Origin of the sequence: Nostoc linckia z4, from assembly GCF_002608075.1 — a bacterium.
Lineage (GTDB): Bacteria > Cyanobacteriota > Cyanobacteriia > Cyanobacteriales > Nostocaceae > Nostoc > Nostoc linckia.
On sequence record NZ_LAHA01000026.1, the window covers coordinates 81,687 to 106,989 of the forward strand.

Sequence of the window (25,303 nt, forward strand, 5' to 3'; positions counted from 1 at the left end):
ATTGTGGTTACCGAACTGCTGAAGAGTCTTGGTTATAATCGTTACTATACTGAGATAGTTCCTAACTCCTAACTATTTCAAACAGATCCAATCGCCTTGTACTTGAGCGATCGCACCTCCAGGAAATGGATCGGTTTGCGATCGATTTGGTGCTGTAATCAAAGCCGTTAATTTTTCAATATGCTCAAAACCAGGTGCATCAGCTAGTACTTCCTGCAACACCTGACGCATCACTCGACGTTGCAACGCCAATGGTGCTTTCTGCAACACCCGACGATTTAACCGAAGAGGAACGGTATTTTCTTCATGCCCAATGCCCAATGCCCCATGCCCAATGCCCCATTCCATCGCCTCTTCCCGCAATTTTTGAGCAGCTTTTTCTAAATATTCCACTTCTGCTTGTAGAAGTTCTGCTGTTTGGGCTAAGGCTGATTCTACTTGGGGATTGAAATTTTGGCGCAAATATGGTATTAGTTCTTGGCGGATGCGATTGCGGGCGTATTTTAAATCTTGATTAGTGGAATCTTCCCAAACTGGTAGTTGAAAATCTTGGCAAAATTGTTGTGTTTGTGGGCGAGTAATTTCTAAAAGTGGACGCACTATCATAATGCCTGTAGTTAGGGGACGTTGCCAAGTCAGGGCTTGCAAGCCATCAGCACCAGTACCGCGAACTAAGTTGTAGAGGAGAGTTTCGGCGCGATCGCTTGCCGTGTGTCCTGTAACTATATATTGATAATTATGTTTTTGGGCGATCGCACTTAAAGCTTGATATCGCCAATCCCGTGCAGCAGCTTCACTATTTATCGGTTCCTTGGCTGTTTCTAAATAAAAAGATATACCCCAACTTTGAGCTAAGTTTTCGACGTGATGAGCATTAGCTTGGGAGTCAGAACGCCAGCAATGATCGCAGTGAGCAATACCTAAATTCCATGCCCATTTGGATTTTAAATCTAAAAGTAATTTTATTAAACACAAAGAATCTTGTCCGCCGGAGACAGCGACTAATAGTCTTTGCTGACGCTCAAATAAATGACGCGATTTAATAGTGCGATGTATTTTTGCATGTAGAGGAGTCCATACCATTTTTAGAACTTCTCATAGTTTTTGGATTTGACTTGCAGCCACAACTTGTTTAACAGTTAACGCTAGTTCGGGGAAAGTAGTAGAAATAATACGGTCATTGCCCGTAAACTTTTGTACTTGGTATTGACCCTCAACTAATTGGTAAACAAAAATCGTGGGGAGTTTGGGATTACCGAGATAAGCGCGAGAAGCGATCGCTAAATAATCTACAATCCAATACTCAGGAATACCCAGTCGTTGATACTCATCTAGCTTGTCAACGTAATCATCATCCCAGTTGGTTGAGGTGACTTCTACAGCAAGTTGAATCGGCTTAATCAGCGCCCCGTAAGCTAAAACATTACTGTTCCACAGTGATGCACTAACTACGCTCACATCTGGATTTCTGCCTTGTTCTTGCCCAGCATCAGTAAACGTCCTAATAATGATATCTTTGTCAGCAATATATTCAAGTCTCAAGCGTCTAATTTCATCATTGAAAGCAAGCATTAAAAACCTTGCCACATTCTTATGCGCTCTGGTTGCCTCTATTGGTATAATCTCTCCATCTATTAGTTCGTAAATGCCACCATCAGGGTATTGCTCTAGAAACTCTTCAAAAGTTAGTTTTTTAACTGGAGTTTGAACCATATTGTTCACCTGCTAAAAAGGGACTGAAAGTAATTGATAATGATGCTTCTACATTGCTAATACCGTTTCAAATCTTAACTTTTTTTCAACGCAAAGGTACGCGGAGGTTAACGCAAAGGTACGCGGAGGTTTTCTAAAGAGAATTTAGGTAACACAAAATAAATAATTTAGAAATCCTCTCTGCGCCTCTGCGCCTCTGCGTGAGATAAAAATACTATATAAATTCCCAGATAACCTTATGGCAGAAATTCAAATCGGAATCGAAGGCGAAGACGCACCAACAGCTGCCGCAGCATTGCTAGAAATCCCCGGAATATCGGGAACCTACGAAGTACAAACCCAAAAAGAGGGGACTTTAGCGGCTATTGCTACCATTGTTGGCATTGTTGGTGGTGCTGCGGCTTTAGCTGAACAAATCCGCAAATGGTATCAAGAATGGCATAAATCCCATCCAGGAAAGCAATTTGATGTGGTAATTCTTGACCCTGACACTGGCAGCCGGATTTTTCTCGAAGAAGCTACTATAGAGGAAATCACGGAAATCCTCAAATCTCTCAGCAAATAAAGTGCAAACTATCCGCATTCAACTTCGGGAAAGTACGCAAGAAACAGTTGAACTCAGGTATTGGCTACCTCAACAAAAGCACTATGAATCTCGTCGTCTGCAATTAGCAGAAATCGCTAATTTGCTTCAGCAAGGCGAACGAGATTACTATAAACTGCTGCCCAATTTACCAGGAATCGGGCAGCAGTTATTTTTTTGGTTGGATGGGGATGGACGCTGGTTGAGTCGGGGAATTGCTAACTGTCGCGGTGAGGGGTTGGTAATTGCCATTGATACCGGGCAAAAATTGGCACATCTCCCTTGGGAAGTGTTGCATGATGGTGAGGATTTTTTGGTGAAGCGGGTTAATCCAGTGGTGTTACCTCTGCGCTGGATTGAGAAAGAAACGGAAGCGTTTGCTGTGGAAGCACGACAATTGCGAGTATTGTTTATGGCAACCGATCCGGAAGATGTGGAACCAAAGTTAGAGTTTGAACAAGAAGAAGCGAGAATTCTAGCAGATACGCGAGATTTTAATTTAGATTTGCGGGTGGAAGAAAGCGGTTGCGTTAGCGAGTTGGGTAAGGTGTGGAGTCGCTATTTTAATGACTTTGATGTGTTTCACCTCACAGGACATGCGTCAATTACTTCTGAAGTGGAAAAGAACCCCACCCCCAACCCCTCCCCGCAAGCGAGGAGGGGAGAAGATTTAGAGCCGAATACGCCTTATTTTATTACGGAGACGGAAATCGGGGAACGCCACGAAACCACAGCCGCAGAACTGGCGGAAGTCTTCCGGTTTCGTTTTCCCAAATTGGTGTTTTTGTCTGGGTGTCGGACTGGACAAGCACCAGATAAAGGGGCTGTGCCTTCAATGGCTGAGGCGCTTATCGAACAAGGGGCGAGGGCGGTTTTAAGTTGGGGGCGGCCTGTGGAAGATCGGACAGCGACAGCCGCCGCCGCGCACCTCTACGGCAAATTGGCAGCCGGATATGAATTAGCCCAAGCACTCGCTAGCACTTACCAGCAGTTGTTTAAACAGAATGTGCGTGACTGGCATTTGTTACGGTTATATGTCCAGGGAGAATGTCCGGGTGCGTTGGTGGATGTGTTGGGAGATTTGCCACCCTCAGCGCCGGAACCTGCTTACGAACAGTTTTTAGACCCCGATACCCAACAGGTGCGGGTGGCGAAACCCTCTGAGTTTGTTGGGAGACGGCGGACTTTGCAACGCTGTCTCAAAGCTATTCGCACTTCATTAGGGGTACTAATTCACGGACTGGGGGGTGTGGGTAAGAGTACTGTGACGGCGCGACTTCTGGAAAGGATGGTTGGCTATCACAGGCTGGTGAACTTTCGGCAACTGGATGAGGATAAATTGCTGAAAACCCTTGCCGAACAATGTACCTCGGAACGGGGGCATGAAATTCTCAATGGCAAGTTACCCTTGATGCAGCGCCTCACCAAGTTTTTCACTGAAGGACTCAATACCAAAGAACAGCGTTTCGTGTTTGTGCTGGATGACTTTGAGGCTAATTTGGAATTACGAAATGGGGTTTATGTCTTGCAACCACAAGTTGTGGATGTACTGCTGGCGTTGCTGAAGGCGATGCAAAATTCCCAACTTCCCCACAAGGTAATTATTACCTGTCGCTACAATTTCACACTGTCGGAACTGAATCATCGTCTGTACCGCGAACCTCTGGCGGCTTTGGGTGGGGCAGATTTAATTAAAAAGTATAATCGTCTGGATTCGTTTAATGGCAGTTGGCAATTTCAGCCAGATTTGCCCGAACGTGCCAAAAAAGCAGCTGATGGAAATCCTCGGCTGTTGGAATGGTTAGATAAGATTTTGCAAAATTCCCCGAAGTCGCCGGAAGCCGAGAGGGGAGTTGAGATGATTCTGCAAAAAATGCTAGATAGGGTAAAGGAATTTCGTGAGGATATTTTGGTACAGGAATTGCTGAAGCAGCAAACTCCAGCTTTGCGTCAAATGCTGGGGAAGTTGTTGGTGTATGAGTTACCTGTTCCTCTAGCTGCTATTGACCCGATTTGTGAGGATATCTCAAGTTGGGAAAGTCATATTCAACGCGCTGAAATTTTGGGTTTGTTGGAAGTTACCCTCACCAACAACACAGAGAGGTTGTATCGTGTTCCCCGGATTTTGTCACCGTTGCTAGAGTTTCCAGAAAACCCCAAGGGTGAAGAGTTGTATAAACAATCTGCACAAATTTTGTATCGTCTGTGGTGGGAGGCGGAAAGTTCTACGGAAGCACAAAAGTTAGAAATTCATCGCTTGGCGTTGTTGGGAAAGGATGGAGAAATTGCTGTAAAAATAGCTAGTTCATTGGCGAACCGCTTGTCCCGTCAAGGTCGATTTCGGGAAGCAATATACCTATGCAAATCAACCTTAGAAATTACTCAAAACCATAGTGTTCTTAAACGAATGGGTGTTTGTGAACACCAAATGGGTGAGGTTGAGCGAGCATTAAACTATTACGAACAAGCTTTAAATCTTTGTCCCGCAGAAGACGAACAAGAATTAGCATCAATTTATTATTATTTAGGGATACTGAAAGCCAACAAAGGGGAAGTGGATGATGCGATCGCACTCTACAATCAAGTCCTTGAAATTGATGAACGCATTGGAGATGTCCAAGGCAAAGCGGCGACGTTGCACAATCTGGCAGGTATCTACGCCGACAAAGGGGAAATGGATGAAGCGATCGCACTCTACAATCAGTCTTTGGAAATATTTGAACGCATTGGAGATGTCCAAGGCAAAGCGACGACGTTGCAAAATCTGGGAATTATCTACGCCAGCAAAGGGGAAGTGGATGAAGCGATCGCACTCTACAATCAGTCTTTGGAAATAAATGAACGCATTGGTAATGTCCAAGGCAAAGCAGCGACGTTGCACTGTCTGGGAATTATCTACGCCAGCAAAGGAGAAGTGGATGAAGCGATCGCACTCTACAATCAGTCTTTGGAAATAAAAGAACGCATTGGAGATGTCAAAGACAAAGCGGCGACGTTGAACAATCTGGCAGTTATCTACGCCAACAAAGGGGAAGTGGATAAAGCGATCGCACTCTACAATCAGTCTTTGGAAATATTTGAACGCATTGGAGATGTCAAAGACAAAGCGGCGACGTTGAACAATCTGGCAGTTATCTACGCCAACAAAGGGGAAGTGGATAAAGCGATCGCACTCTACAATCAGTCTTTGGAAATATTTGAACGCATTGGTGATGTCCAAGGCAAAGCGGCGATGTTGCATAACATAGCAAATATCTACGCCAACAAAGGGGAAGTGGAGCAAGCGATCACACTTTTCAATCAGTGCTTAGAAGTTTTTGAACGTATTGGTGATGCTTATTGGAAAGCACTAACGTTGCATAAAATAGCAAATATCTACGCCAACAAAGGGGAAGTGGAGCAAGCGATCACACTTTTCAATCAGTCTTTGGAAATAACAGAACGCATTGGAAATGTCAAAGACAAAGCGGCGACGTTGAACAATCTGGGATATCTCTACGCCATCAAAGGGGAAGTTAATCAAGCGATCGCACTTTTCAATCAATCTTTGGAAATAACTGAACGCATTGGGGATGTCCAAACCAAAGCAGTGACGTTGCAATGTCTGGAATATCTACGCCAACAAAGGGGAAGTGGATGAAGCGATCGCACTTTTCAATCAGTCTTTGGAAATATCTGAACGCATCGGTGATGTCCAAACCAAAGCGGTGATGTTGCACGAACTGGCAGATATATACGCCAACAAAGGGAAAGTTGATGAAGCGATCGCACTTTTCAATCAGTCTTTGGAACTAAAAGAACTCATTGGTGATCTCCGAGGAAAAGCAGCGACGTTGTACCAACTAGCAATTTTCTACACAAAGCAAGGAAATATCGAAAAAGCGATCGCACTTTTCAATCAGTCTTTGGAAATAACTGAACGTATTGGAAATGTCCAAGGTAAAGCGGCGACATTGCACAATTTAGCAAGTATCTATGCCGATAAAGGGGAAGTTGATCAAGCGATCGCACTTTTCAATCAGTCTTTGGAAATATTTGAACGCATTGGAAATGTCCAAGGCAAAGTGGTGACGTTGAACCAACTGGGAATTCTCTACGCCGACAAAGGGGATGTGGATCAAGCGATTACACTCTACAATCAGTATTCGGAAATAACTGAACGCATTGGTGATGTTCAAGGCAAAGCAGCGACCTTGAACAATCTGGGAATGCTCTACACCAGCAAAGGGGAAGTGAATCAAGCGATCGCACTCTTGAAGCAATCTTTGGAAATAACTGAACGCATTGGTAATGTCCAAGGTAAAGCAGTGACCTTGAACAATCTGGGAATGATCTACGCCAACAAAGGGGAAGTGGATGAAGCGATCGCACTCTACAATCAGTCTTTGGAAATAAAAGAACGCATTGGTGATATCCAAGGCAAAGCGGAGACATTGCACAATCTGGGATATGTCTACGCCAACAAAGGGGAAGTGGATCAAGCGATCGCACTCTACAATGAGTCTTTGGAAATAAATGAACGCATTGGTAATGTCCAAGGCAAAGCGGCGACGTTGCACCTACTGGGAATTCTCTACGCTAATAAAGGGGAAGTGGATTAAGCGATCGCACTTTTCAATCAGTCTTTGGAAATATTTGAACGCATTGGTTATGTCCAAGGCAAATGCAGTATCTTAATTAATGAACCAATTTTCTATGTTTATACCATCAAAATCTTGAAAATCTGCTACATTATTCGTTACTAAAATCAAATTATTTGTAACTGCAATACTCGCAATTTGCCCATCAATAAATCCAGTATTTTTACCAATTTTTGATAATCTAGCTCTTTCCTGAGCATGATATTGTGAAGATTTTAGATCGTAATCAAATAAAGGGATTTCTGCTAAAATCACGTTGTTGATATAATCCTCTATATCTTGACGTTTTTTAGAAATAGGAAGACGGAAACAACCATATAACATTTCATGGATAACTAGGATAGCTGTGGCTGTTTCTTGTCTATATAACCTGAGCTTTTCCATTACTTTCTCGTTGGGATGAGGTCGTTTAGCCTCTGACAAAATATTAGTATCTAGTAAATAATTTAAACTCATAAATTAACTTCTCTTCCTGGTGATTTATCCCGTAGATTTTCAAAAGTCTCATCATCAATACTTTCTAAATCAACCCTTTGTCTAAAGTCTTGTAAAGCTGACCAAAAATCAGTAATGTCTTTACTTTCTCTTAAATTTTTTTGATGCTCGGATATAGAAAATGGTTTTTTAACTGATAATTTATATTTGAGAAATTGAATAAAATCTAAAACTTCTTGCTGTTTATCTGGTGGTAATTCTCGGAATGTTTGTAGAACTGTTTGTTCAATAGTCATAGTTTTACTTCTGCTAGATGAGATATGATTACATTATAAGAAAATTGCTGTAATGAGGCTTTAATATTCGTGGATGAGTCTTTGAACTCGATTTTAGATTAAATCAGGATCTATGCCGAGCGTAGGCGCAGCCCAACCTAGGCATCGCTAACGAGAAAAATATTTAAATGTTGGGACTCTACAACAAATCTAAAAATTGTTCTAAGTTTATCCGAGCTTGTTTTAATATCTTAGCCAGTGTAGTACGTTTGACTGGTCGATGGGCAGGAACAGTCAATTTCAAAACTTCATCCGGCATTTGTTTTTGCAGTCTAATGTGACTACCTCTTTGACGTATAACCGTCCATCCATCTCGCTCTAAAGCTGTAATAATCTCAACGTATGACAAACTGGGAACTCTAGTCACAAAACCAATTCCTTCACTATGGCTCCCTGTTCAATTATCAATTCTTCTTCCAGTGGTTCCAAGTAAAGTTGTATCGCTTCTCGAATATTTTCTACCGCTTCATCAACAGTTTCGCCTTCACTAATACATCCTGGAAGTGTAGGAACGAAAACTGTATAACCACCTTCATCGCTTGGTTCTAATACTACTTTTATATTCATAGATTACTTGATTTTCTATTAGTGTGGACTTTGTTAATGTAGCAGAATATTTTTAAATTAAATCAGGATCTATGCCGAGCGATCGCAACAGTTCTGCTAAGAATTGAGTTTTTTGTTCTGCTTGCTGAGCTTTTTGTTCTGCAAATTTTTCCTTTTCTTCTGGTGTTAAAAACCGTTGCCCTTGTTGGTTATACCAATACATCCACTCCCGTGGTATGCCTAAATAAGTTCCTCGTTCGATGCCAATTACCAAACCAATTTCTGGTAGCCAAACAGGATTACCATCTTGAAATTCATAAGCATTATTAACTAATTTATAAACTTCTAAACGTGAATTTTCGTCACGAAATGGGTTGTAAATTACATAATACAAAAACCCCAATCTTGCGTACTCTGCCTTTTTGGTTGAATACTCACCGCGATCTATGTGAGAAACTACCTCAAGTACTAATATCGGTAGTTTCTTTTCTTCCCAAAGCACATAACTGGGGCGGAGGTTTTCATCATAAAATCGCTCAACGCCCAAGCTCAAAAACCCATCTGGGACTATTGCTGGTAAATTTGGATCGTAATAAATACCCATACGAATACCAAAAAACCAATCCATGCTATCTGCCCAAGCCATTGCTAATACGCTTCTGAGTAAATCGGGAATTGATTTTTGTAATTGATTATCTACTGGGGTATCGTCAGAGTCAGGTAGTTCTTTTGAAGAGGGCAAACGAACTGATAGCTCGTAATTTACCATGATGGATTTACCGTTCCTCAGTTATTAGTACATCTTTATTTTATTAATTAATTTTGATACGAACTCAGCACGTCCTATTATTATTTGTAAACATCAAGAGGCAAAGAACCCCGACTTATTTAATAAATCAGGGTTCTTTTGCTAATTGGATATTAATTTTCTACTTGTTTGAGCTTTTGAAAAATTTCATCAAGTGGTGATTCAGAACCCTCAGGACAAAATTCTAAAGCCAGTCTCACCTTTCCTTTTTTCCATCCCTGAGTGCTAAATTGTAAAACTTCACAATTTAATCCTTGAGTATACAAATCTGCTTCATTGGTATTTTCTGCGCCAATATAATCCTTAATTGCAGCAATCAAATCACGAACTTTAAAAGTTTTAGCAATGTTTAACTTATTAAAAGTGTCTGGTTCTATAGACACAACTTCATCGTGATTTAGTATCTCAAATCCATCTATCATAAAAATCTCCTGTGACTAAATCTATCTTTTCCAAAGATTTAGCAGCACATCCGAAATAAAATGATGATTTTGTAGATTTGGTGGCTGTAATCTGCTTTGCTTGATGACTACAGCCACCACTGATATTTTTGACAACTGAAATAGGATTGCTATATTTTGGCGAGTTTTTTAGAAAAACCAACCGTAAGAATGTAAGCCTTTACCCAAAAGATTTACACCCAGATAGCAAACCCAAACAACCACAAAGCCAGTAGCAGCTAAAATTGCTGGACGACGGCCTTGCCAACCACGAGTAATTCTGGCATGGAGGTAGGCGGCGAAAACTAACCAAGTGATTAACGCCCAAGTTTCTTTAGGATCCCAACTCCAATAAGAACCCCAGGCTTCATTAGCCCAAACGCCACCAGCAATAATGCCAATTGTCAGCAGGGGAAATCCTAGTCCGATAATGCGATAGCTAATGTTATCAAGGGTTTCAGCAAGGCTAAGGCGTTGGGGTGAAAGGGGTTCGGAATCTGGGATTTCAGATTTGGGATTTGCGACTGGGGTTGTTGTGACTAAACCCAAAACAGCAGTGTTAGCGTTACCGTTACCATTGCTACTGCTTTCAAAGCGAGCAAAGCCGTTATTTTCTACAGGGGGTGCTGCTGGCTCAGAAATCAGTTCACCTGCTTTGTGTAAGCGGTAGCCGTTGCTGCGATAGCCACCAGTACCAACAGAACTGCCTTGTAGTTGGATGTTTTGGCCGCGAGTCACAATTAGAAAAGCGATCGCCAACAATGAACCTACCATCAAAGCGGCATAACTCAACATCATAACGCTGACATGCATCATCAGCCAATTTGACTTCAAAGCAGGTACCAAAGGCTCCGACATTTGCATTTGGGCTGGTAATGTCAGGGTAGCAAAAGCCACAATTCCCATTGCCACAGGAGCTGTAGCAACTCCAACCAAGCGGCTACGGCTAGTACTTTCAGCAATTAGATGAATTGTAGTAATTCCCCAAGTTAAGAAAAACAAAGATTCATACAAATTGCTGAGGGGAAAATAACCCGCTTCTATCCATCGTGCCCCTAATAGTGTAGCCATACACAAATTAGCGATCGCCATCCCAGCTGTCCCCAAAGCGGCTAGATAAGGCAGATTCGGAAAAGCCGCTCCTCCCCAATACACCAGCATCGTCAGGAATAAAACGGCAAAGGACGCATTGTCCAGCCAGTTCTGGAGTACAACCAGATTCATAAAGTCTTCTCTCCGTGGATTCTTTAAAATATCAATTCTGACTGTTCTGATCCTATCTGCTTAATGGGGAATGGGGAATGGGGCATTGGGCAAAACCCTTCGGGTAGGGAAAAGGCAAAAGGGGAAGGGGAAAAGAGAAAGAAAAAACCTTTAACCTTTACCCCAACCCCAATGCCGAGTTAAAAATGCAAAACGCAAGCAGTATTGGAGGGATCTTTCCTTTACCCTTTCCCCTTTCCCCTTTCCCCTTTCCCCCTTCCCCTTTCCCCTTTCCCCCTTCCCCCTTCCCCTATCCACCCACTTTTTTAAGTGCTATGAAAATGTCATAACGATTACTACGACTGTCGCTGACGGCAGATGTCATACCAATTGAGCGTGTTGCGTTTAACAAAGTTTGTTGATTGGGAATCAAAGTTGGTAAGGGAAAATTTTTCGCGGTTCGTTCTACATCCAGGTAAAATTGACCGTTTGTCGGATTCAGTTGTGTTGGAACTGTTTGCTGGAAGGGCAGAGTATTAGCTAGTGTGTTGTTGGGTTTGGGAAGAATTTTATCAGTGATGGGAGCGCCCACTACAAAAAAGGCGATGTTTTCATCTAACCAGCCGTGGGTGGCTGTTAGCGTACCATAGGGTGATATCCAATTAACAACAGGTTGATTTGCCACTTTCCCTGGTTGGATTTGGAATTGGTATTGATTTGACATTACTTCATCAAGTTTACTGATGGATGCTTCTGCTGATTTGCGCTCGCTTGTCTGTACCATGAACAGTAAACCGACACGAAAATTATCTGGTGAACCTTGTTTTGGTGTATTGGGAATCAGTGATAAAGAAAACTCGCCTTTCATCCAACTGAGTAAATCTTTATCTAAATCGAGGTCGGTAATAGATTTTACACCATTCCGCAGTTGTTCTGGTGCGATCGGTGAAAGGGGATTTCCTTGGGATGTTAAAACATATTCTGCCCACGATCGCTGCAAATTTCCGCCAGAAAGCATCATTAAGGTTTCTGCTGGTACGCGGCTTTGCATCCCCCCGGCTTTGTTTTCCACTGCTAACACTCGTTGACTATTAGGGTTGAGCCAAGAAACAGCTTTTAAGCGAATTCCTTCTGGCTCTAAGGTCATTGTTGCCCCTAAACCTTGGTTATTTTGCAGTTGAGCTAAAACTTGAGCAGGTAAAGGACGGTTTGGAGAAGCTGCGGCTATTTTGGCTGCTGTTGGTATGTTGACGTAAAATTGAGCAAAAGGTTGGTTATTGGCGATTTTCGGAAAATTTTCGGCAAACCCCCCTGTGTTCACCAGGGATGTTTGATTTTTGTAGGCATCAATGGTTCTTTCTGTGGCTTTAGGACTATCAGTTATCACCAAGAAACGTCCATCTAACAAGGCTGCCGAAAAGTTTTCTCCTGATTGTCCCTGATTTTGTTTAATGGCAATTCCTTGATAAGTGCGGTCAACCCATTGGCCTTGTTTGAGACTTTTGGGTTGTGCGAAGATGGTTTTTGCTATTTCTGGGTTTTTGACTGGCAATACCATTACCATCGACTGCTGATCCCCAGTTACATCTGCATCGGTGGTAACTGGTTTAGGGACAGATTTATTCGTTGTTTGTGGTGCGAGAATGGCAATTGTAATGTTATTGCCTACCCAAGGAGCAATATCTTTCTGGAAGTCGTAACCATTATTGGTGAGAAAGCGATCGCGCCACTGCACTAAATTTTTATCTAGTTCTCCTTGCGTTTCTTTTGTCCCCAACTCCCGTAATTTCTGCCATTGTTGGGGATCTGTTGTTAAGGAAACCGCAAACAAAGCATCACCAGGAATAATATTTGCACCTACTAGCAAATCATTCCAAGATGGTTGTCTTTGTAACCAGTATGCTGCACTGCCCGCAGCAATTAATAACCCAGCAGACGATAGCGTCAGCACCAAAGACGGTTTCTGATTTTTCTTCATGGGAACAGACACAAGAGGCGGTGCCATTGAAACCTAATACCTTATACTTGCAAACTCATTACTCACTTGATTGCTTCAGTCAATCAATTTTGGATTGTAAATTTTAGACTTCGACTCCGCTCAGTCGAACGATTTTGGATTGACCCCGACTACTCTAGGTAGGAGTTTGAGGATTTTAAGTTTTGGATTTGTTCCACACACAAGGCATGGAGCATAAACCACAATAATCTCAAATCAGCACGGTCAACCAAAAAGTTTCTCGTTATTTAGGGTAGCCAAGTCGATAAATTTTTCCACCCTGGACATAGATTGTATTTCCGTAATCAATTTTCGTACTGTTTCAAAAACGCTGTTTTAGTGGTTAGTTACCTTTTTTAACACGCTTTGTTGAATTTCGCAGAACGCTTCCTTGAAACGGATGCCTTTGCGAAAGTTTTCGATACTTCAATTCGTTATTTCAGGCACTTCGAGGATATAACTAAGTTGACAAAGCTGCAAGTCATTAGCAAATTGCACTTCCTGATAATTACACAACTGCTATCTGTGGTTTTAACTTTATCTAACTTAGAATAATTCAGTATTCAGTAACTTGTATCGGTTACCGATGTTAGAATCCAAATATGTTATTGAATTATAATTTTCGTTAACTTGTATTATTTAAATCTCAAACGAATGTTATTTTTGCTGAGAACTAACTGCTAATTTTTGGAAATCAAAAATCAAATAATAGGGCTTACGCAAGCACTATTTTGTCATTGCCACCGGAACGTAGTATTGGGCAGCAATCCCAGAGTTTTTGGCGATTACTTCTCTACGAGACGCTTCGCCAACGCGTAGCTTGCTTCTCTGTGGAGTACGCTTTGCTCGTAATAACCTAAAATCGTAGTTATTGCGTAAGTCCTGAATAATTAAAAATCAATCTGGGAATTTGCAATATTTTAGTAGAGACACAAAATTCTGCGTTTCTACTACAAATTACCCAAATTGTCGCCTTTTCGCGACTATACCTCAGCATTCACACCACTTAACTGCATAGGGCCCAAATATTTCGTTAAATAAGGCGAAAAAACTTCATAAATCAAGGTAAGCGGCTGTCCGTGATGCCAGAATAGATAGTGGCGACCCCAAAAAGGCCCGTTGACGTTAAAACCTGACTGTAGCGCTGGAGAGTAACCGTAATAAATACCTCGCACATCGCGATACAACTCTGTGCGGAGACGAGCTAAACTAGCCCAAATAGGTAATGAGCGATTTTGCAAATACTCATCTACATGGCTGGCTTCCCACCAAGAAGTCGCATAGGCCAATCGCTGACCAGAAGCAGTACGTAGCCATACCTGTCGCCGTAATCGCGGCCCTGGTACAGCTTGGATTAAATCAGGAGCATTATCCAAGTCCATACCAATCAATGACATATCAATGACATCTACTTCTGTAGGCTCGCCTGTCAGCAATTCTAAGTGACGTGTTGGCGAACCATCCCCCAAAAGTAGTAGCTGCCAAGCTGGTGCAAGCTGAGTGTGAGGCAAACTTTTTTGAATTACTTCCTCCCCTCCTTGCCAAATCGGAGTCAAGCGATGCCAAGCCCCTGGCAGTGTTAAGTTGTTCGTTGGCGTAAAAGTAATAGTCAATGTTTTTTACAAAACTTCACCTATCTCTATAAAAGCATAAAAAACAATAGAGTCATTAGTCATTAGTCATTAGTCATTGGGTATGGGGTATGTTGACTGTTGACTGGTGACTTATGAGTGGGAAGTTATTATTCTCCCCTGACCCTCTGCCCTCTTACGATTTAAGGGTCAAAAACCTCAGGTGTTTCAATCCTTTGGCTATTGACCCTTGATTAATAAATTCAAAATGCGGATGGCGAGACTCGAACTCGCAAGGCAAAGCCACACGCACCTCAAGCGTGCGCGTATACCAATTCCGCCACATCCGCGCATGTTGTCTGAATATAGACTATAGCACAAGAAAATAATTATAGTAAGATGAGTTCTCAATTTCAGTGTACGGTTTCATAAATTTCCTCAAGGCGGTATCTGGCTGACAGAAATGTAGCAGATGCACAAGTGATATTAAAAGGGTTAGAGCTACTGTTAAGAGGCACAATGAGGGACAAAAGGTGTCGTTTATCAGGTGACGCCTTTTGAGGGAAAAACTAATTCGGGAAACTTGCCAAGATTAGCAACGGCAATGTTGTTAATCTAGTTAAGCCTCCTAGAGGCAGCAAGCCCAATTCTTGACTTTGGTGAAGATGAAGGTTGGAAATCTCCTGTCATAATTTGAAATAACGCGAAAGCGTTGTTGCACATCAGATGGGAGAAAATGTCAATCTACTGGTACTAATATCGAAACTCCAAAATGAAGTTTGACAAAATATTAATTGCCAATCGGGGAGAAATCGCGCTTCGCATTCTCCGCGCCTGTGAAGAAATGGGAATTGCGACAGTTGCGGTTCACTCCAGTGTTGACCGTAATGCTCTCCACGTTCAACTTGCTGATGAAGCGGTTTGCATTGGCGAACCTGCTAGCAGTAAGAGTTATTTGAATATTCCCAATATCATTGCTGCTGCATTGACCCGCAACGCCACTGCCATTCATCCAGGTTATGGGTTTTTGGCTGAAAATGCTAAATTTGCAGAAATCTGTGCTGCCCATGACATTGCCTTTATCGGCCCAACTCCTGAAGCTATCAGGCTGATGGGGGATAAATCCACTGCCAAAGAAACCATGCAAAAAGCTGGAGTTCCCACAGTACCCGGTAGTAATGGGTTGGTAGAATCCGAGCAAGAGGGATTACAACTCGCTAAGGATATCGGCTATCCAGTGATGATTAAAGCCACAGCAGGTGGCGGTGGCCGGGGTATGCGCTTGGTGCGTTCTGAAGACGAATTTGTCAAACTTTTCCTAGCAGCCCAAGGAGAAGCAGGAGCAGCTTTTGGTAATTCTGGCGTTTACATAGAAAAATTTATTGAACGTCCTCGGCACATAGAATTTCAAGTTTTGGCAGATAACTACGGCAATGTCATCCACTTGGGGGAACGAGATTGCTCTATTCAGCGCCGGAATCAAAAGTTACTGGAAGAGGCTCCGAGTCCAGCTCTTGACCCAGACTTGCGCGAGAAAATGGGACAAGCTGCTGTGAAAGCGGCCCAATTTATTAACTACACTGGGGCGGGCACCATCGAGTTTCTCTTGGATAGATTCGGTAAATTTTACTTTATGGAAATGAACACCCGGATTCAAGTAGAACATCCTGTAACAGAGATGATTACTGGAGTAGACTTAGTTGCCGAACAAATCCGGGTTGCCCAAGGGGAAAGACTAAAGCTTACCCAAGACCAAGTAGTTTTACGAGGTCATGCCATTGAATGTCGAATTAATGCTGAAGACCCAGATCATGATTTTCGCCCATCTCCGGGGAGGATCAGCGGCTATCTTCCTCCTGGAGGCCCTGGTGTTCGCATTGATTCCCACGTTTACACAGATTACCAAATTCCCCCTTATTACGATTCTTTGATTGGCAAGTTAATTGTTTGGGGGTCAGATCGTCCTACTGCTATTAACCGTATGAAACGCGCCCTACGGGAATGTGCCATTACTGGATTACCCACTACTATCGGATTCCACCAGAAAATCATGGAAACTCCACAGTTTTTGCAGGGTAATGTGTATACAAATTTTGTGCAGGAGATGAACGGGTAGGGGATTGGGGAGATGGCAATGCCTTGGGGAAAGGGGAAAGGGAAAAGGGAAAAGGAGGGATCTTTCTTTGCCCCTTGCGCTATGCCCTTTGCCCCATGCCCTGTGCCCCAAATCTAATTCACATGAGCCAGCATAGTTAATAATCCTTGCTGGCCTAGGAGAATTTCTCGCACCAGGCTAAAAATACCAACCCAAATGATGGGGGTAATGTCCACTCCGCCGATGGGTGGCACGAGTTTTCGTAAAGGGATTAAAAATGGTTCAGTGGGCCAAGCTATTAGATTAAAGGGCAAACGATTGAGATCGACTTGTGGATACCAAGTGAGAATAATCCGAAATATAAATAAAAATGTCATCAGCCCTAATAGGGGGCCGAGAATCCAAGCGGTCAAGTCAACACCAGTCATGGGTTTAAACAGCTATCTCGTCAATAAACAAAACACTTGGGCGCACGGCAAGCCGCGCTTCGCTAACACCAGCAAATTTGAAGCTTTGTAAAGCACTCTCATTACAATTTTATTTCAATAGAGAGCAACTGGGCACTGAATTTACTGAGCATTACTTGAGAAATAACAATTTTCGACTTTAGCAGTTGCCACCTAGAGGCTTCTCAAGAAAGTACTACACTATTAAAATTAGTGATGAAGTGTGTAAAAAAAGGTTGAGAAGTATGACGCCCGCTTTAGCAAATTTTCTTTGGAGTCTCTTTTGGGGTGCTGCAATTGTTGTGATCCCCGTTACAGGCGCTCTGATTTTCATTAGCCAAAAAGATAAAATTCAGCGTTCATAATCCTTCGGATTGTCGAATAGGCTCTCACAAAGGATTATTTCTCAGCTATTTACTTCAATCATTGCATCAAAAGCGCCAGTTTTTGCGATTGGGAGACTTGTAGCTGAGAAAACATTTTTTCAGTTTTCGGTGAACAGCTTCAGAGCTTCTTAGTCAGAAGCTTTGAAGCTTCAATATTATGATGACTAATTAGAGTAGTGATTTTAATTGTGACTCGCTAACATAGATTTGATATTGGGAAAACAGCAATGATAAATTTTGGGCTGAACTCAGCCAGTATTCTGGCTCAGGTAAATTTTGGGGCGAACTCAGCCAGTATTCTAGGAATTTTCCTGGCTGTGGCTGGGGCAGCACTGTATTTTCTCCGCACTGTCCGCCCGGAACTGTCACGAGATCAAGATATCTTTTTTGCAGCAGTCGGGTTGTTGTGCGGCTTTATTCTCATCTTCCAAGGATGGCGACTAGACCCGATTCTCCAATTTGGTCAATTGCTTTTAGTTGGCACAACTGTGTTTTTTGCGGTTGAAAGTATTCGACTACGAAGTATAGCCACCCAGCAAGCGAAGCGCAACACTCCCATTGTCGATGATGAGCGAGAGGTAAGCGGAAATTATCAGTACAAGCGCAATCGCAAAAACTATGAAGCTCAGATGGATGCAGACTTAGAGCCGCTGCCTTATGAGGACGAGGAAGAACGGCCCGTGCGTCCTAGAATTCGCGCTAGCAGAGATGACATTTCAACTCGTGATGACTACTACGAGGATCAACCCCCCCGTCGTTCAGAACGTCGCAACAGCAACAATAATGAAAGGCAAAATCCAAGCGATAGAACCCGGCGGCGTAGTTCTGGGCGTCCAGTGAGTCGTCCTTCTCAAAGCTTTGAAGATGAAAATTGGGGTTCTTCATCCAGAGAAGTTGATGATTGGGAAAGTTCTGGTGATGAAGTGAGAAAACCCTCTCGCCGTGGTAGTAATGGGCCCCAGCGACCAGAAAGCCGCGAGGATGATGTTGCTCCCAGACCAAGAAGGCGGCGTCCAGCCAACGATTCGGCTCCTCGAAGACCCCGCGAAGATGATGATGCGATCCCAACTGAATATGTACCATACAACCCGATTGAAAAGCCTAATGAAGGGCCAAATAATTCAACGGATTTTGATGACGATGTTTAAAAGAACTGGTGTGAGGTAGATTTAGGGGCAATGGAAAACACTTGAGGTGAAAAATTTAACGCCTAGATTGTGGCTCCAAAGACCAATTCATTGGAGCCTGGTTTTTGGTTTTACAAGTTTGCTTGTATCTTGTGGTTCTAACGATATTCCCATAGGGCCTACTTCCCTCAACAGTCGCTACACCGAGGAGCAACCTGCTTTGAGTGGAAATGGCCGTCTTTTAGCGTTTGTATCAAATCGCAATGGCAATCAGCAGCTACTGGTGTACGATTTGGAAAGGCAAATGTTTATTTCTACACCAGGGATAAACCGACAGGAAACCATTGCTGAAAGTCCTAGCTTGAGCTACACAGGGCGTTACATCGCTTATATTACTAGCGACCAAGGTAGACCAGTAGTGGCACTTTACGATCGCGCCGTCCAACAGTCGCAAATCCTCACCCCAATCTATCGCGGTTGGGTCAGAAAGCCCAATATTAGCCCAGATGGACGTTATGTTGTTTTTGAAAGCGCCAGCCGGGGCCAGTGGGATATTGAAGTCCTAGACCGGGGGCCGAATGTAGAGTTAGATATTCCGAATGGTGCAACTGTGACGCCTCCGTAGAGAATGGGGAGTGGGGAGGTGGGGAGATTGGGAGATTGGGAGATTGGGAGTTAGGAGTTAGGAGTTAGGAGTTAGGAGTTAGGAAACTCTTGACAAATTACTAATGACTAATGACTAATGACAATTATGATTAAACGTATTCTTTTTATCCCTGCATTTCTCTGCTTAAGTTTGTTGACTGGGTGTTTTGGCTACCCTCGGATTTTAAGTTATCCCTTCGATCCAGGGGGGCGAGGCCTTAATAGTTTTTCTTCGGAGTTAGACCCGCAAATCTCTGGGAGATATATTGTTTTTGTTAGCGATCGCCGGGGTAGCCAAGATGTTTATATGTTTGATACGCTAACTCGCGATTTGGTTGATTTGCCTGGTTTAAATTCCTTTGATACCATCACTAATCATCCCAGTGTTTCCCAAGATGGTCGTTTTATTGTGTTTGCAGCTAGTCGCCAAGGGCGATCGGCTATTTTTCTCTACGACCGCGAAACACGCCAATCACGCAATTTAACTTCTAACCTCCAAGCAGAAGTCCGCAACCCCACAATTAGCGCTGATGGCAATCGAATTGCTTTTGAGTCCAGTAACAACGGCCAGTGGGATGTTTTAGTATATGACCGTTATGGAAGACCGTTGAATATACCGCAGGAACCGCGTTAAAAAATGGGCATTGGGCATTGGGCATTGGGCATTGGGAATGGGGAAAGGGAAAGGGGGAAAGGGAAAGGGGGAAAGGTTAAATTTATCCCTTTACCCTTTAACCTTTACCCTTTTCCCTTGCCCCTCATCCCCTATGCCCCATTCCCTCTTCTTCTTGCACAGATTCAATGAGCGATCGCACTTGTTGTGTTCCTTGGGAAGGTTCAAATGATAAGGGGAATTTACCTCTAGATAACATCCGCAATCCTAAGGGAGCGAGGCTGAGTAGTCCTTTGAGGTCGCGAAAATAATTACCTACTACTTGTAAGCCAAATTGACGTTCGTCAATCCAGCCACCTTGTTTGACTAAATCGATTAATACTTTGCGGTGGCGAATTGAACGGCTGTCACTGGCTTGTTTTTCGGCAAGAATTTCTTGTTTAATTTTGGTGATTTGTTCTAGGGGTGCAACTTCCATTGGACAAACACTATCGCAGTACAAACAACGGGTACAACCCCACACGCCTTTAGTATCTTCGTTGTAACTTGCTAAGCGATTTTCGGTGTTGCTATCTCGTGAGTCTGCTACCATGCGATAAGCTTTGGCAAGGGCATGGGGGCCAACGAAATCTGGATTTACTTCGCGGGCGTTGCACTCGGAGTAACAAGCACCGCACATAATACAGTTACCAGTTTGATCGAGGCGCGATCGCTCTTCGGGTGTTTGCAAAAATTCTCTTTCTGGTATTTGTCTAGCTGCGGTACTAACGTAAGGAGCAACTGCTTCTAGATTGTTCCAGAAACTGCTCATATCTACAACTAAATCCTTAATCACTGGCATGTTGCCCAAAGGAGCGATGGTGATTTCGGCAACGGCATTTACTTTGCTTTGGGATGATGCTATTTGTTGTAATCTGGCAAGTTCACTGCCGACATTTTCTTTACAAGCTAAAGCGGAACGGCCGTTAATTCGCATAGCACAGCTGCCACAAATGGTATTGCGGCAATTTTTACGAAATGCTAAAGTTCCATCTTGCTCCCACTTAATATGATTGAGGCAATCGAGGATTGTATTACCTGGTTGAGCCTCCACGACATAGGTTTGCACAATAGGAGAGGAATTTTGCTGCTGTCGAATCACCTTAAAAATAACTTCCATTGCTTCTAACCAAAATTTTAAAATTGCTTCACCAGCCTTAAAAATCATCAGTCAAGGCAGCTAGTGGCTAAAAGTAAGCCATATTCTTTTTACCCTGAATTTTAAGCCTGATGTTAATAAGCTGACGATAAAAGAGTAACTGATTCTAGTTTCAGGATAACGATTAAACTTTTACTTGTAGCACTGCCATACAACAGTACTAAATGAGTTGTAAACAAATCTACTCCCTATTATCTGCCTATATGAGTAGTTTATAAATCAAATAGGATTGCTATGAAACACATTTGTGCCCTGTTTTGAGCTAAAACACCAAAATTGTCATTCCTGGTTTGCATTTAATTTATCTGTTTGGAAGTGTCAAGCAAAAGTGGTTTCCCTAAAGAGTGAGTGTTGTTCATCTCCTACCTAGCGATAATATCCAAATTAAATACATGTCAAGTTGTATCAGAGCAACTGGTTATCAAAATCTGTTAAGCACTGGCAAAGCCAGAATCTTTTGATTATATAGAAGTGTGAAAGCGCACGCTCAACATTATGTTGGTGAAAATTGAGGGCTAAGCATATGTTAAGAGATTTATTCTTCCCATAGACAGACGTGGAGAATCCTCTGACCACTTTTTACTTGACGGTAATAAACCCAGAAAAATTTTTCAGGACTTTCAAAAAAAAGTTCTTGCACCGGAAAACCCAGATACGTGAGAGTTTTTGCTTTTTGCTTCCTCTGAATCAAAAAATCTTGCACTTCACTCATTGGTCAAAACTCCTCGTCTCAATTAGATCAATTTTTATAAAAGCCATAGGACAATGCTCGTGCTTGCAATCAAGGGGAAGAAAAATCGTCACTGGTTTTTTCTGACTGAAGTCCAGTGATTTAAATAAAAATTTACCAGCAACTTTAATTCAAAATTAAACAAGTATTTTGCTATTATTAGTCCATGCTAGTATTTAATATAAAATTACGAAGTAACAAAACCAGAATCAATAGCCCCATCAAGGTGGCTACTACTGCTTTGTTGATTCGTATTGTAGAGACGTGAATTTTCTTGTCTCTACTTTTAAGGCAAAAGGGTGTATACCCATAGGACTCTATTGAAATACTATGCTGTCCTCAGCTTTTGAGTATGAGTAGAGAAATCTCTACAACTCAAAGGTAAGAAAGGCAAGTACTAAAAGTGAAAAACCTGCTATTTCTTGGATCTACGACATATTTGTAGTAGAACCTAGCCGTTTTGTAAAGGTGGCTGAAAATTACACCCCTACAGTAGCGCCAAAAGAGAAAATAGTTTCCTTTCTAATGGCGAATAATGGTTAAAACTACCGTAAAATCACCAAAATTGATCTCTTTGGTAACTATGACCTCTAATAGGTTGTAAACAACCATAATAGAAGTGCTTTTGGCTCCGTTCAGCAGGAATTCACCCGTTACACTAAAGTCCTAAGTAGCTTTATGCGAATGCTAAAAAGTCGAATACTGGCATGAAACTACATCGTTTATCAATTTGGAGAGAGTAAGGAAAAATTGAGCATAATGACTGAAACTGCAACCGCGCCATTAACCGGAAAAGCGTTACTTGCTAAAGTAAAAGAACTTTCCACTTTACCACGCCGAGAAAGAGCTAAGCAGTGCGGCTATTACACTGTTACTAAGAATAATCAAGTTCGCGTCAATCTCACTGATTTTTATGATGCTTTGCTATCAGCTAGGGGAATTCCTCTTAGTCCTGAAGCACCAAAAGATGGTCGTGGTCGCGAACCGACGTATCGCGTTAGTGTCCATCAAAATGGCCAAATTGTCATTGGTGCTACCTATACCAAAGCAATGGGCTTAAAGCCTGGAGATGAGTTTGAAATTAGGTTGGGATACAAGCATATTCACTTGATTCAACTTGGTGAAAGTGATAAAAAACTCACCTCACCAGATTTAGACTCTGACGACGAATCAGACGAAGATTTAGACGAGGAAGAGTAAATAAAGCTGGTGGTAGGGATAAGTTTCAGGTGAATACTTGACGACTTGTCCTTACCTCAACAACAAACTGGTAGCCCTGTTGAGAGAATTTTGTCGAGTTAAAAAATACGATTAGACCACTTGCCGGAGTTAGTAAGTTTGGTAGAGTCTTGATTAATCAACAGGAAATCTATAGTGCAAGAAGTCTATCGTGTTTTTTTGTTTGTGTTGACAAATTTTTTTGAGCTTTCGGTCAACGCCTTACTGGCATTTATGGAAAATGCACCTGCACTAGTTGTAGCGATCGCATTCCTAATTTGCTGGATAGGGTGTTGGTTACCATTGGTAACAATATTAGGAATCTTGCTCAATTGGCAACCTACAAAATTTTTGCAGCCAGAGCAAAAGATACCTTTGTTGGTGTCACTTTACATATTAGCTCCCCTGGTTCTCTGGGGAGTTAGTTCGTTAGTCAATAGGTCTTTTTTAGATTACGGTTTTGTTGTCAATCTCTCAATTGTCAAGTCTTTAGCAATCGGTTTCGGCTTGGGAGTGCTAAGCCTAGTTGTTGTATTTATCGGCGAATTTGGGTTAGGTTGGTGTTCTTTTGAAAACTCCAATCTTAAGTTAGTACTACCAATATTGCTACCGATTTTCTCCATCGCTTTGTTCGTGGGTGGAATAGAAGAGTTAATTTTTCGCGGTTTTTTCTTGACTGAATTATTGCAGGATTATCCAGTTTGGTTGGCAGCAATCATTTCTAGCTTGATTTTTGCTGTGTTACATTTGGTTTGGGAGCAACGGGAAACTGCACCCCAACTCCCTGGATTGTGGTTGATGGGAATGGTGTTAGTGTTGGCGCGATTTGCCGATGGTGGTAATTTGGGTTTAGCTTGGGGATTGCACGCCGGATGGGTGTGGGCGATCGCTACCATAGATACAGCAGAACTGATAACTTACACTGGTAAAGTGTCTGACTGGTTCACAGGTAAGAACAAAAAACCTCTAGCTGGTTTGGCGGGAATTATTTGTCTACTGGGAACTGGTATTATGATTTGGTTTTTATCCAAATATTTTTAGCTAGGCATACAAAATTCTAAAGACGCGATAAATCGCCGTCTTTTGTTTTTAGGACTTACGCAAAAGTATGAAGAAATTAACCGCAAAGGACGCATTCGCGCAGCGTCTCGTCAGAGAAGGGCACGAAGGTATAAGAGTTTGAGAGAGTTCTTGCGTAAGTCCTAGTTTTAATTGGGAACTGAATAGCTAACTAATAACACCTAATACAAATTCACCTTGATTCACAGCTTGATTAGTTGCAACATCATAAACTAATCCATCTTGTTCGGCACAGACATCAATCAAAGTCGGTAGCTGACTTTCTTTATTAAAACTGAGAATTTTATAGAGCTTTTCTCCCGCTTTAACAGTACTACCTAATTGGATTCTTGATTGAATCATACCACCAGCGATCGCATAATATTTTTTCCTGTTGCCACTAGATACAAAATTCATATCCTGAGTTTTAGTATCAGATGAAAAATTGGGAATTTTTAATACACCTTTTTGTGCTAAATAATTTTTTACACCCCGTACACCTTTAGCAACTGAATCAAGGTTCATTTGCATTCCTGCTCCCAATTCTAGCGTCCAAGCTTCGATATCAAATTTAATTTCTCTACCCAAATCTTGAAAACAAGCTTCCAGTGCTAGCCAAGGTTTGATAAACGCTTCATCAAAAGCATCACCATCATATTTATCGAGTAAAATTCCCAAATCAAGTAGGAAGTATTTAGCACTTTCTTCGCGATTTCGGAAGTAATAAATGTAGTCTAAACCCTGATTATTAGAGCTATGCAAATCAATTAAATAATCTGCGTCTAAACTGATACTTTGTAATTTGTAGCGAAAAAGCTCAGTATAGGCCACAGAACTAAAAGAATTAATTTTTTCTAAATTTTTTGCGAATTGTTGCTTAATTATAGTTAGATAATTTTGTCGAACGACCTCTAGATCATTATGAAGTTGAGATTTAGTAAAAGCTACTAAATCATCAGCTTCTTTCTCGTAATCCCAAAATATGCGATTCCAGTCTTTAGCTTCGTAAACGCAGTAACGCCCAGGAGAAAAATGTTGAGCGCGTTCGTTTGTACCCATTGGATTACAAACGGGAACAAGCCAAATTTCTCCAGTTAAATGTGTATCATTTATTGTTAATAAAAACTCAATTAGCTGCTGTATCACAGCATTACCAGCGATTTCTGCACCGTGCAAATTAGATTGGATGTAAACCTTTTTACCTGGTTGAGCGCCGATGAATTTGTATAGTTGTAAAAAAAGGCGATCGCCCGAAGCCATTTGACGTAAAGGAATAGTTTCAATAACTGGAAACATATAGGACTCCTATTTGATTGGGTGAAAAAAACTCAGTACAGTTTTTATTCCCTGTTCCTTACACGAGTAATATCATGTCCGCTTGATTACTTATTAAACCTGAAAAACCCCAAAGAGCCAAAGCTACGCTTTGTCTCCCCTCCCCGAAGTTCGGGGAGGGGATTAAGGGGTGGGGTGCAATGGCTGTGGGAATCATGACTAATTATGCGGATATGATATA

The 25,303-nt window shown here is 42.1% G+C and carries 23 protein-coding genes, 1 tRNA gene and 1 pseudogene; 9 read left to right on the plus strand and 16 right to left on the minus strand.

Going from position 1 to position 25,303, the window contains the following annotated elements; translation table 11 throughout:
- Window positions 1–72: 72 nt before the first annotated feature.
- Window positions 73–1,083 carry a tRNA lysidine(34) synthetase TilS gene (tilS, locus tag VF06_RS20610; protein WP_099067290.1) on the minus strand — a complete coding sequence of 337 codons (1,011 nt, stop codon included), beginning with the start codon at window positions 1,081–1,083 and terminating at the stop codon, window positions 73–75.
- A gap of 12 nt (window positions 1,084–1,095) precedes the next feature.
- The gene (locus VF06_RS20615; protein ID WP_099067291.1) at window positions 1,096–1,713 is read right to left on the minus strand and encodes a Uma2 family endonuclease; all 618 of its coding nucleotides are present in this window, start codon (window positions 1,711–1,713) and stop codon (window positions 1,096–1,098) included.
- 238 nt (window positions 1,714–1,951) lie between these two features.
- On the opposite strand from VF06_RS20615, the gene VF06_RS20620 reads away from it, so the two are divergent.
- The gene (locus VF06_RS20620; RefSeq protein WP_099067292.1) at window positions 1,952–2,278 is read left to right on the plus strand and encodes a hypothetical protein; all 327 of its coding nucleotides are present in this window, start codon (window positions 1,952–1,954) and stop codon (window positions 2,276–2,278) included.
- Window position 2,279: 1 nt separating this feature from the next.
- Window positions 2,280–6,822: pseudogene (locus tag VF06_RS20625) on the plus strand (tetratricopeptide repeat protein); the annotation flags it as partial.
- Window positions 6,823–6,969: 147 nt separating this feature from the next.
- On the opposite strand, the gene VF06_RS20635 reads toward VF06_RS20625, so the two are convergent.
- The 10 genes from VF06_RS20635 to VF06_RS20685 all read right to left on the minus strand — a co-directional run bounded on the left by VF06_RS20635 (window position 6,970) and on the right by VF06_RS20685 (window position 14,620).
- Window positions 6,970–7,392 carry a type II toxin-antitoxin system VapC family toxin gene (locus tag VF06_RS20635; protein WP_099067295.1) on the minus strand — a complete coding sequence of 141 codons (423 nt, stop codon included), beginning with the start codon at window positions 7,390–7,392 and terminating at the stop codon, window positions 6,970–6,972.
- A complete protein-coding gene (locus tag VF06_RS20640) occupies window positions 7,389–7,667 on the minus strand; it encodes a DUF2281 domain-containing protein (RefSeq protein ID WP_099067296.1) in 279 nt (92 codons plus the stop codon). The genes VF06_RS20635 and VF06_RS20640 overlap by 4 nt, the downstream gene beginning before the upstream one ends.
- 178 nt (window positions 7,668–7,845) lie before the next feature.
- Window positions 7,846–8,073, minus strand: a complete 228-nt coding sequence (locus VF06_RS20645; protein ID WP_099067297.1) for a type II toxin-antitoxin system HicA family toxin — start codon at window positions 8,071–8,073, stop codon at window positions 7,846–7,848.
- A complete protein-coding gene (locus VF06_RS20650) occupies window positions 8,070–8,273 on the minus strand; it encodes a type II toxin-antitoxin system HicB family antitoxin (protein WP_099067298.1) in 204 nt (67 codons plus the stop codon). The genes VF06_RS20645 and VF06_RS20650 overlap by 4 nt, the downstream gene beginning before the upstream one ends.
- 52 nt (window positions 8,274–8,325) lie before the next feature.
- Window positions 8,326–9,021, minus strand: a complete 696-nt coding sequence (locus tag VF06_RS20655) for a Uma2 family endonuclease (RefSeq protein WP_099067299.1) — start codon at window positions 9,019–9,021, stop codon at window positions 8,326–8,328.
- 152 nt (window positions 9,022–9,173) lie between these two features.
- Window positions 9,174–9,482, minus strand: a complete 309-nt coding sequence (locus VF06_RS20660; RefSeq protein WP_099067300.1) for a KGK domain-containing protein — start codon at window positions 9,480–9,482, stop codon at window positions 9,174–9,176.
- A 168-nt stretch (window positions 9,483–9,650) separates the two neighbouring features.
- The gene (gene ccsB, locus VF06_RS20670) at window positions 9,651–10,724 is read right to left on the minus strand and encodes a c-type cytochrome biogenesis protein CcsB (protein WP_099067302.1); all 1,074 of its coding nucleotides are present in this window, start codon (window positions 10,722–10,724) and stop codon (window positions 9,651–9,653) included.
- A gap of 289 nt (window positions 10,725–11,013) precedes the next feature.
- On the minus strand, window positions 11,014–12,708 hold the full coding sequence (locus VF06_RS20675) for a DUF3352 domain-containing protein (RefSeq protein ID WP_099073176.1): 1,695 nt from the start codon (window positions 12,706–12,708) through the stop codon (window positions 11,014–11,016).
- A 974-nt stretch (window positions 12,709–13,682) separates the two neighbouring features.
- The gene (locus VF06_RS20680; RefSeq protein WP_099069028.1) at window positions 13,683–14,312 is read right to left on the minus strand and encodes a chorismate lyase; all 630 of its coding nucleotides are present in this window, start codon (window positions 14,310–14,312) and stop codon (window positions 13,683–13,685) included.
- Window positions 14,313–14,539: 227 nt separating this feature from the next.
- Window positions 14,540–14,620: transfer RNA gene (locus tag VF06_RS20685), tRNA-Leu, on the minus strand.
- A gap of 422 nt (window positions 14,621–15,042) precedes the next feature.
- Here VF06_RS20685 and accC point away from each other — a divergent pair.
- A complete protein-coding gene (accC, locus tag VF06_RS20690) occupies window positions 15,043–16,386 on the plus strand; it encodes an acetyl-CoA carboxylase biotin carboxylase subunit (protein WP_099069027.1) in 1,344 nt (447 codons plus the stop codon).
- Between the two features lie 113 nt (window positions 16,387–16,499).
- On the opposite strand, the gene VF06_RS20695 is transcribed toward accC, so the two are convergent.
- A complete protein-coding gene (locus VF06_RS20695; protein ID WP_099069026.1) occupies window positions 16,500–16,793 on the minus strand; it encodes a YggT family protein in 294 nt (97 codons plus the stop codon).
- A 263-nt stretch (window positions 16,794–17,056) separates the two neighbouring features.
- On the opposite strand from VF06_RS20695, the gene psbX reads away from it, so the two are divergent.
- From psbX to VF06_RS20715, 4 genes are all read left to right on the plus strand, one after another.
- Window positions 17,057–17,176 carry a photosystem II reaction center X protein gene (gene psbX, locus VF06_RS20700; protein WP_099069025.1) on the plus strand — a complete coding sequence of 40 codons (120 nt, stop codon included), beginning with the start codon at window positions 17,057–17,059 and terminating at the stop codon, window positions 17,174–17,176.
- Between the two features lie 248 nt (window positions 17,177–17,424).
- On the plus strand, window positions 17,425–18,345 hold the full coding sequence (locus VF06_RS20705) for a Ycf66 family protein (protein WP_099069024.1): 921 nt from the start codon (window positions 17,425–17,427) through the stop codon (window positions 18,343–18,345).
- Between the two features lie 46 nt (window positions 18,346–18,391).
- Window positions 18,392–18,949 carry a TolB family protein gene (locus VF06_RS20710; protein ID WP_099069023.1) on the plus strand — a complete coding sequence of 186 codons (558 nt, stop codon included), beginning with the start codon at window positions 18,392–18,394 and terminating at the stop codon, window positions 18,947–18,949.
- Window positions 18,950–19,075: 126 nt separating this feature from the next.
- On the plus strand, window positions 19,076–19,603 hold the full coding sequence (locus VF06_RS20715) for a TolB family protein (protein ID WP_099069034.1): 528 nt from the start codon (window positions 19,076–19,078) through the stop codon (window positions 19,601–19,603).
- 124 nt (window positions 19,604–19,727) lie between these two features.
- Here the strand turns inward: VF06_RS20715 and VF06_RS20720 are convergent, their stop codons facing one another.
- Together VF06_RS20720 and VF06_RS41045 are read right to left on the minus strand one after the other, a co-directional pair.
- Window positions 19,728–20,741, minus strand: coding sequence for a succinate dehydrogenase/fumarate reductase iron-sulfur subunit (locus VF06_RS20720; protein WP_180267552.1), 1,014 nt, complete (start codon window positions 20,739–20,741; stop codon window positions 19,728–19,730).
- Window positions 20,742–21,315: 574 nt separating this feature from the next.
- On the minus strand, window positions 21,316–21,492 hold the full coding sequence (locus tag VF06_RS41045) for a hypothetical protein (protein WP_180267549.1): 177 nt from the start codon (window positions 21,490–21,492) through the stop codon (window positions 21,316–21,318).
- A gap of 777 nt (window positions 21,493–22,269) precedes the next feature.
- Between VF06_RS41045 and VF06_RS20725 the strand changes: the two genes are divergently transcribed.
- Window positions 22,270–22,710, plus strand: coding sequence for an AbrB family transcriptional regulator (locus VF06_RS20725; protein ID WP_099069021.1), 441 nt, complete (start codon window positions 22,270–22,272; stop codon window positions 22,708–22,710).
- A gap of 252 nt (window positions 22,711–22,962) precedes the next feature.
- Entirely contained in the window at window positions 22,963–23,769 is an 807-nt protein-coding gene (locus VF06_RS20730; protein ID WP_180267551.1) for a CPBP family intramembrane glutamic endopeptidase, read from the plus strand.
- Window positions 23,770–23,955: 186 nt separating this feature from the next.
- Here the strand turns inward: VF06_RS20730 and VF06_RS20735 are convergent, their stop codons facing one another.
- Window positions 23,956–25,083, minus strand: coding sequence for a succinylglutamate desuccinylase/aspartoacylase family protein (locus tag VF06_RS20735; RefSeq protein WP_099069020.1), 1,128 nt, complete (start codon window positions 25,081–25,083; stop codon window positions 23,956–23,958).
- Window positions 25,084–25,303 lie beyond the last annotated feature (220 nt).

What these genes read in the sequence shown, in the direction of transcription:
- tilS (WP_099067290.1), bottom strand. Translation starts at nt 1,083, where the DNA reads ATGGTATGGACTCCTCTACATGCAAAAATACATCGCACTATTAAATCG.
- VF06_RS20615 (WP_099067291.1), bottom strand. Translation starts at nt 1,713, where the DNA reads ATGGTTCAAACTCCAGTTAAAAAACTAACTTTTGAAGAGTTTCTAGAG.
- VF06_RS20620 (WP_099067292.1), top strand. Translation starts at nt 1,952, where the DNA reads ATGGCAGAAATTCAAATCGGAATCGAAGGCGAAGACGCACCAACAGCT.
- VF06_RS20635 (WP_099067295.1), bottom strand. Translation starts at nt 7,392, where the DNA reads ATGAGTTTAAATTATTTACTAGATACTAATATTTTGTCAGAGGCTAAA.
- VF06_RS20640 (WP_099067296.1), bottom strand. Translation starts at nt 7,667, where the DNA reads ATGACTATTGAACAAACAGTTCTACAAACATTCCGAGAATTACCACCA.
- VF06_RS20650 (WP_099067298.1), bottom strand. Translation starts at nt 8,273, where the DNA reads ATGAATATAAAAGTAGTATTAGAACCAAGCGATGAAGGTGGTTATACA.
- VF06_RS20655 (WP_099067299.1), bottom strand. Translation starts at nt 9,021, where the DNA reads ATGGTAAATTACGAGCTATCAGTTCGTTTGCCCTCTTCAAAAGAACTA.
- VF06_RS20660 (WP_099067300.1), bottom strand. Translation starts at nt 9,482, where the DNA reads ATGATAGATGGATTTGAGATACTAAATCACGATGAAGTTGTGTCTATA.
- ccsB (WP_099067302.1), bottom strand. Translation starts at nt 10,724, where the DNA reads ATGAATCTGGTTGTACTCCAGAACTGGCTGGACAATGCGTCCTTTGCC.
- VF06_RS20675 (WP_099073176.1), bottom strand. Translation starts at nt 12,708, where the DNA reads ATGGCACCGCCTCTTGTGTCTGTTCCCATGAAGAAAAATCAGAAACCG.
- accC (WP_099069027.1), top strand. Translation starts at nt 15,043, where the DNA reads ATGAAGTTTGACAAAATATTAATTGCCAATCGGGGAGAAATCGCGCTT.
- VF06_RS20695 (WP_099069026.1), bottom strand. Translation starts at nt 16,793, where the DNA reads ATGACTGGTGTTGACTTGACCGCTTGGATTCTCGGCCCCCTATTAGGG.
- psbX (WP_099069025.1), top strand. Translation starts at nt 17,057, where the DNA reads ATGACGCCCGCTTTAGCAAATTTTCTTTGGAGTCTCTTTTGGGGTGCT.
- VF06_RS20705 (WP_099069024.1), top strand. Translation starts at nt 17,425, where the DNA reads ATGATAAATTTTGGGCTGAACTCAGCCAGTATTCTGGCTCAGGTAAAT.
- VF06_RS20715 (WP_099069034.1), top strand. Translation starts at nt 19,076, where the DNA reads ATGATTAAACGTATTCTTTTTATCCCTGCATTTCTCTGCTTAAGTTTG.
- VF06_RS20720 (WP_180267552.1), bottom strand. Translation starts at nt 20,741, where the DNA reads ATGGAAGTTATTTTTAAGGTGATTCGACAGCAGCAAAATTCCTCTCCT.
- VF06_RS41045 (WP_180267549.1), bottom strand. Translation starts at nt 21,492, where the DNA reads ATGAGTGAAGTGCAAGATTTTTTGATTCAGAGGAAGCAAAAAGCAAAA.
- VF06_RS20725 (WP_099069021.1), top strand. Translation starts at nt 22,270, where the DNA reads ATGACTGAAACTGCAACCGCGCCATTAACCGGAAAAGCGTTACTTGCT.
- VF06_RS20730 (WP_180267551.1), top strand. Translation starts at nt 22,963, where the DNA reads ATGGAAAATGCACCTGCACTAGTTGTAGCGATCGCATTCCTAATTTGC.
- VF06_RS20735 (WP_099069020.1), bottom strand. Translation starts at nt 25,083, where the DNA reads ATGTTTCCAGTTATTGAAACTATTCCTTTACGTCAAATGGCTTCGGGC.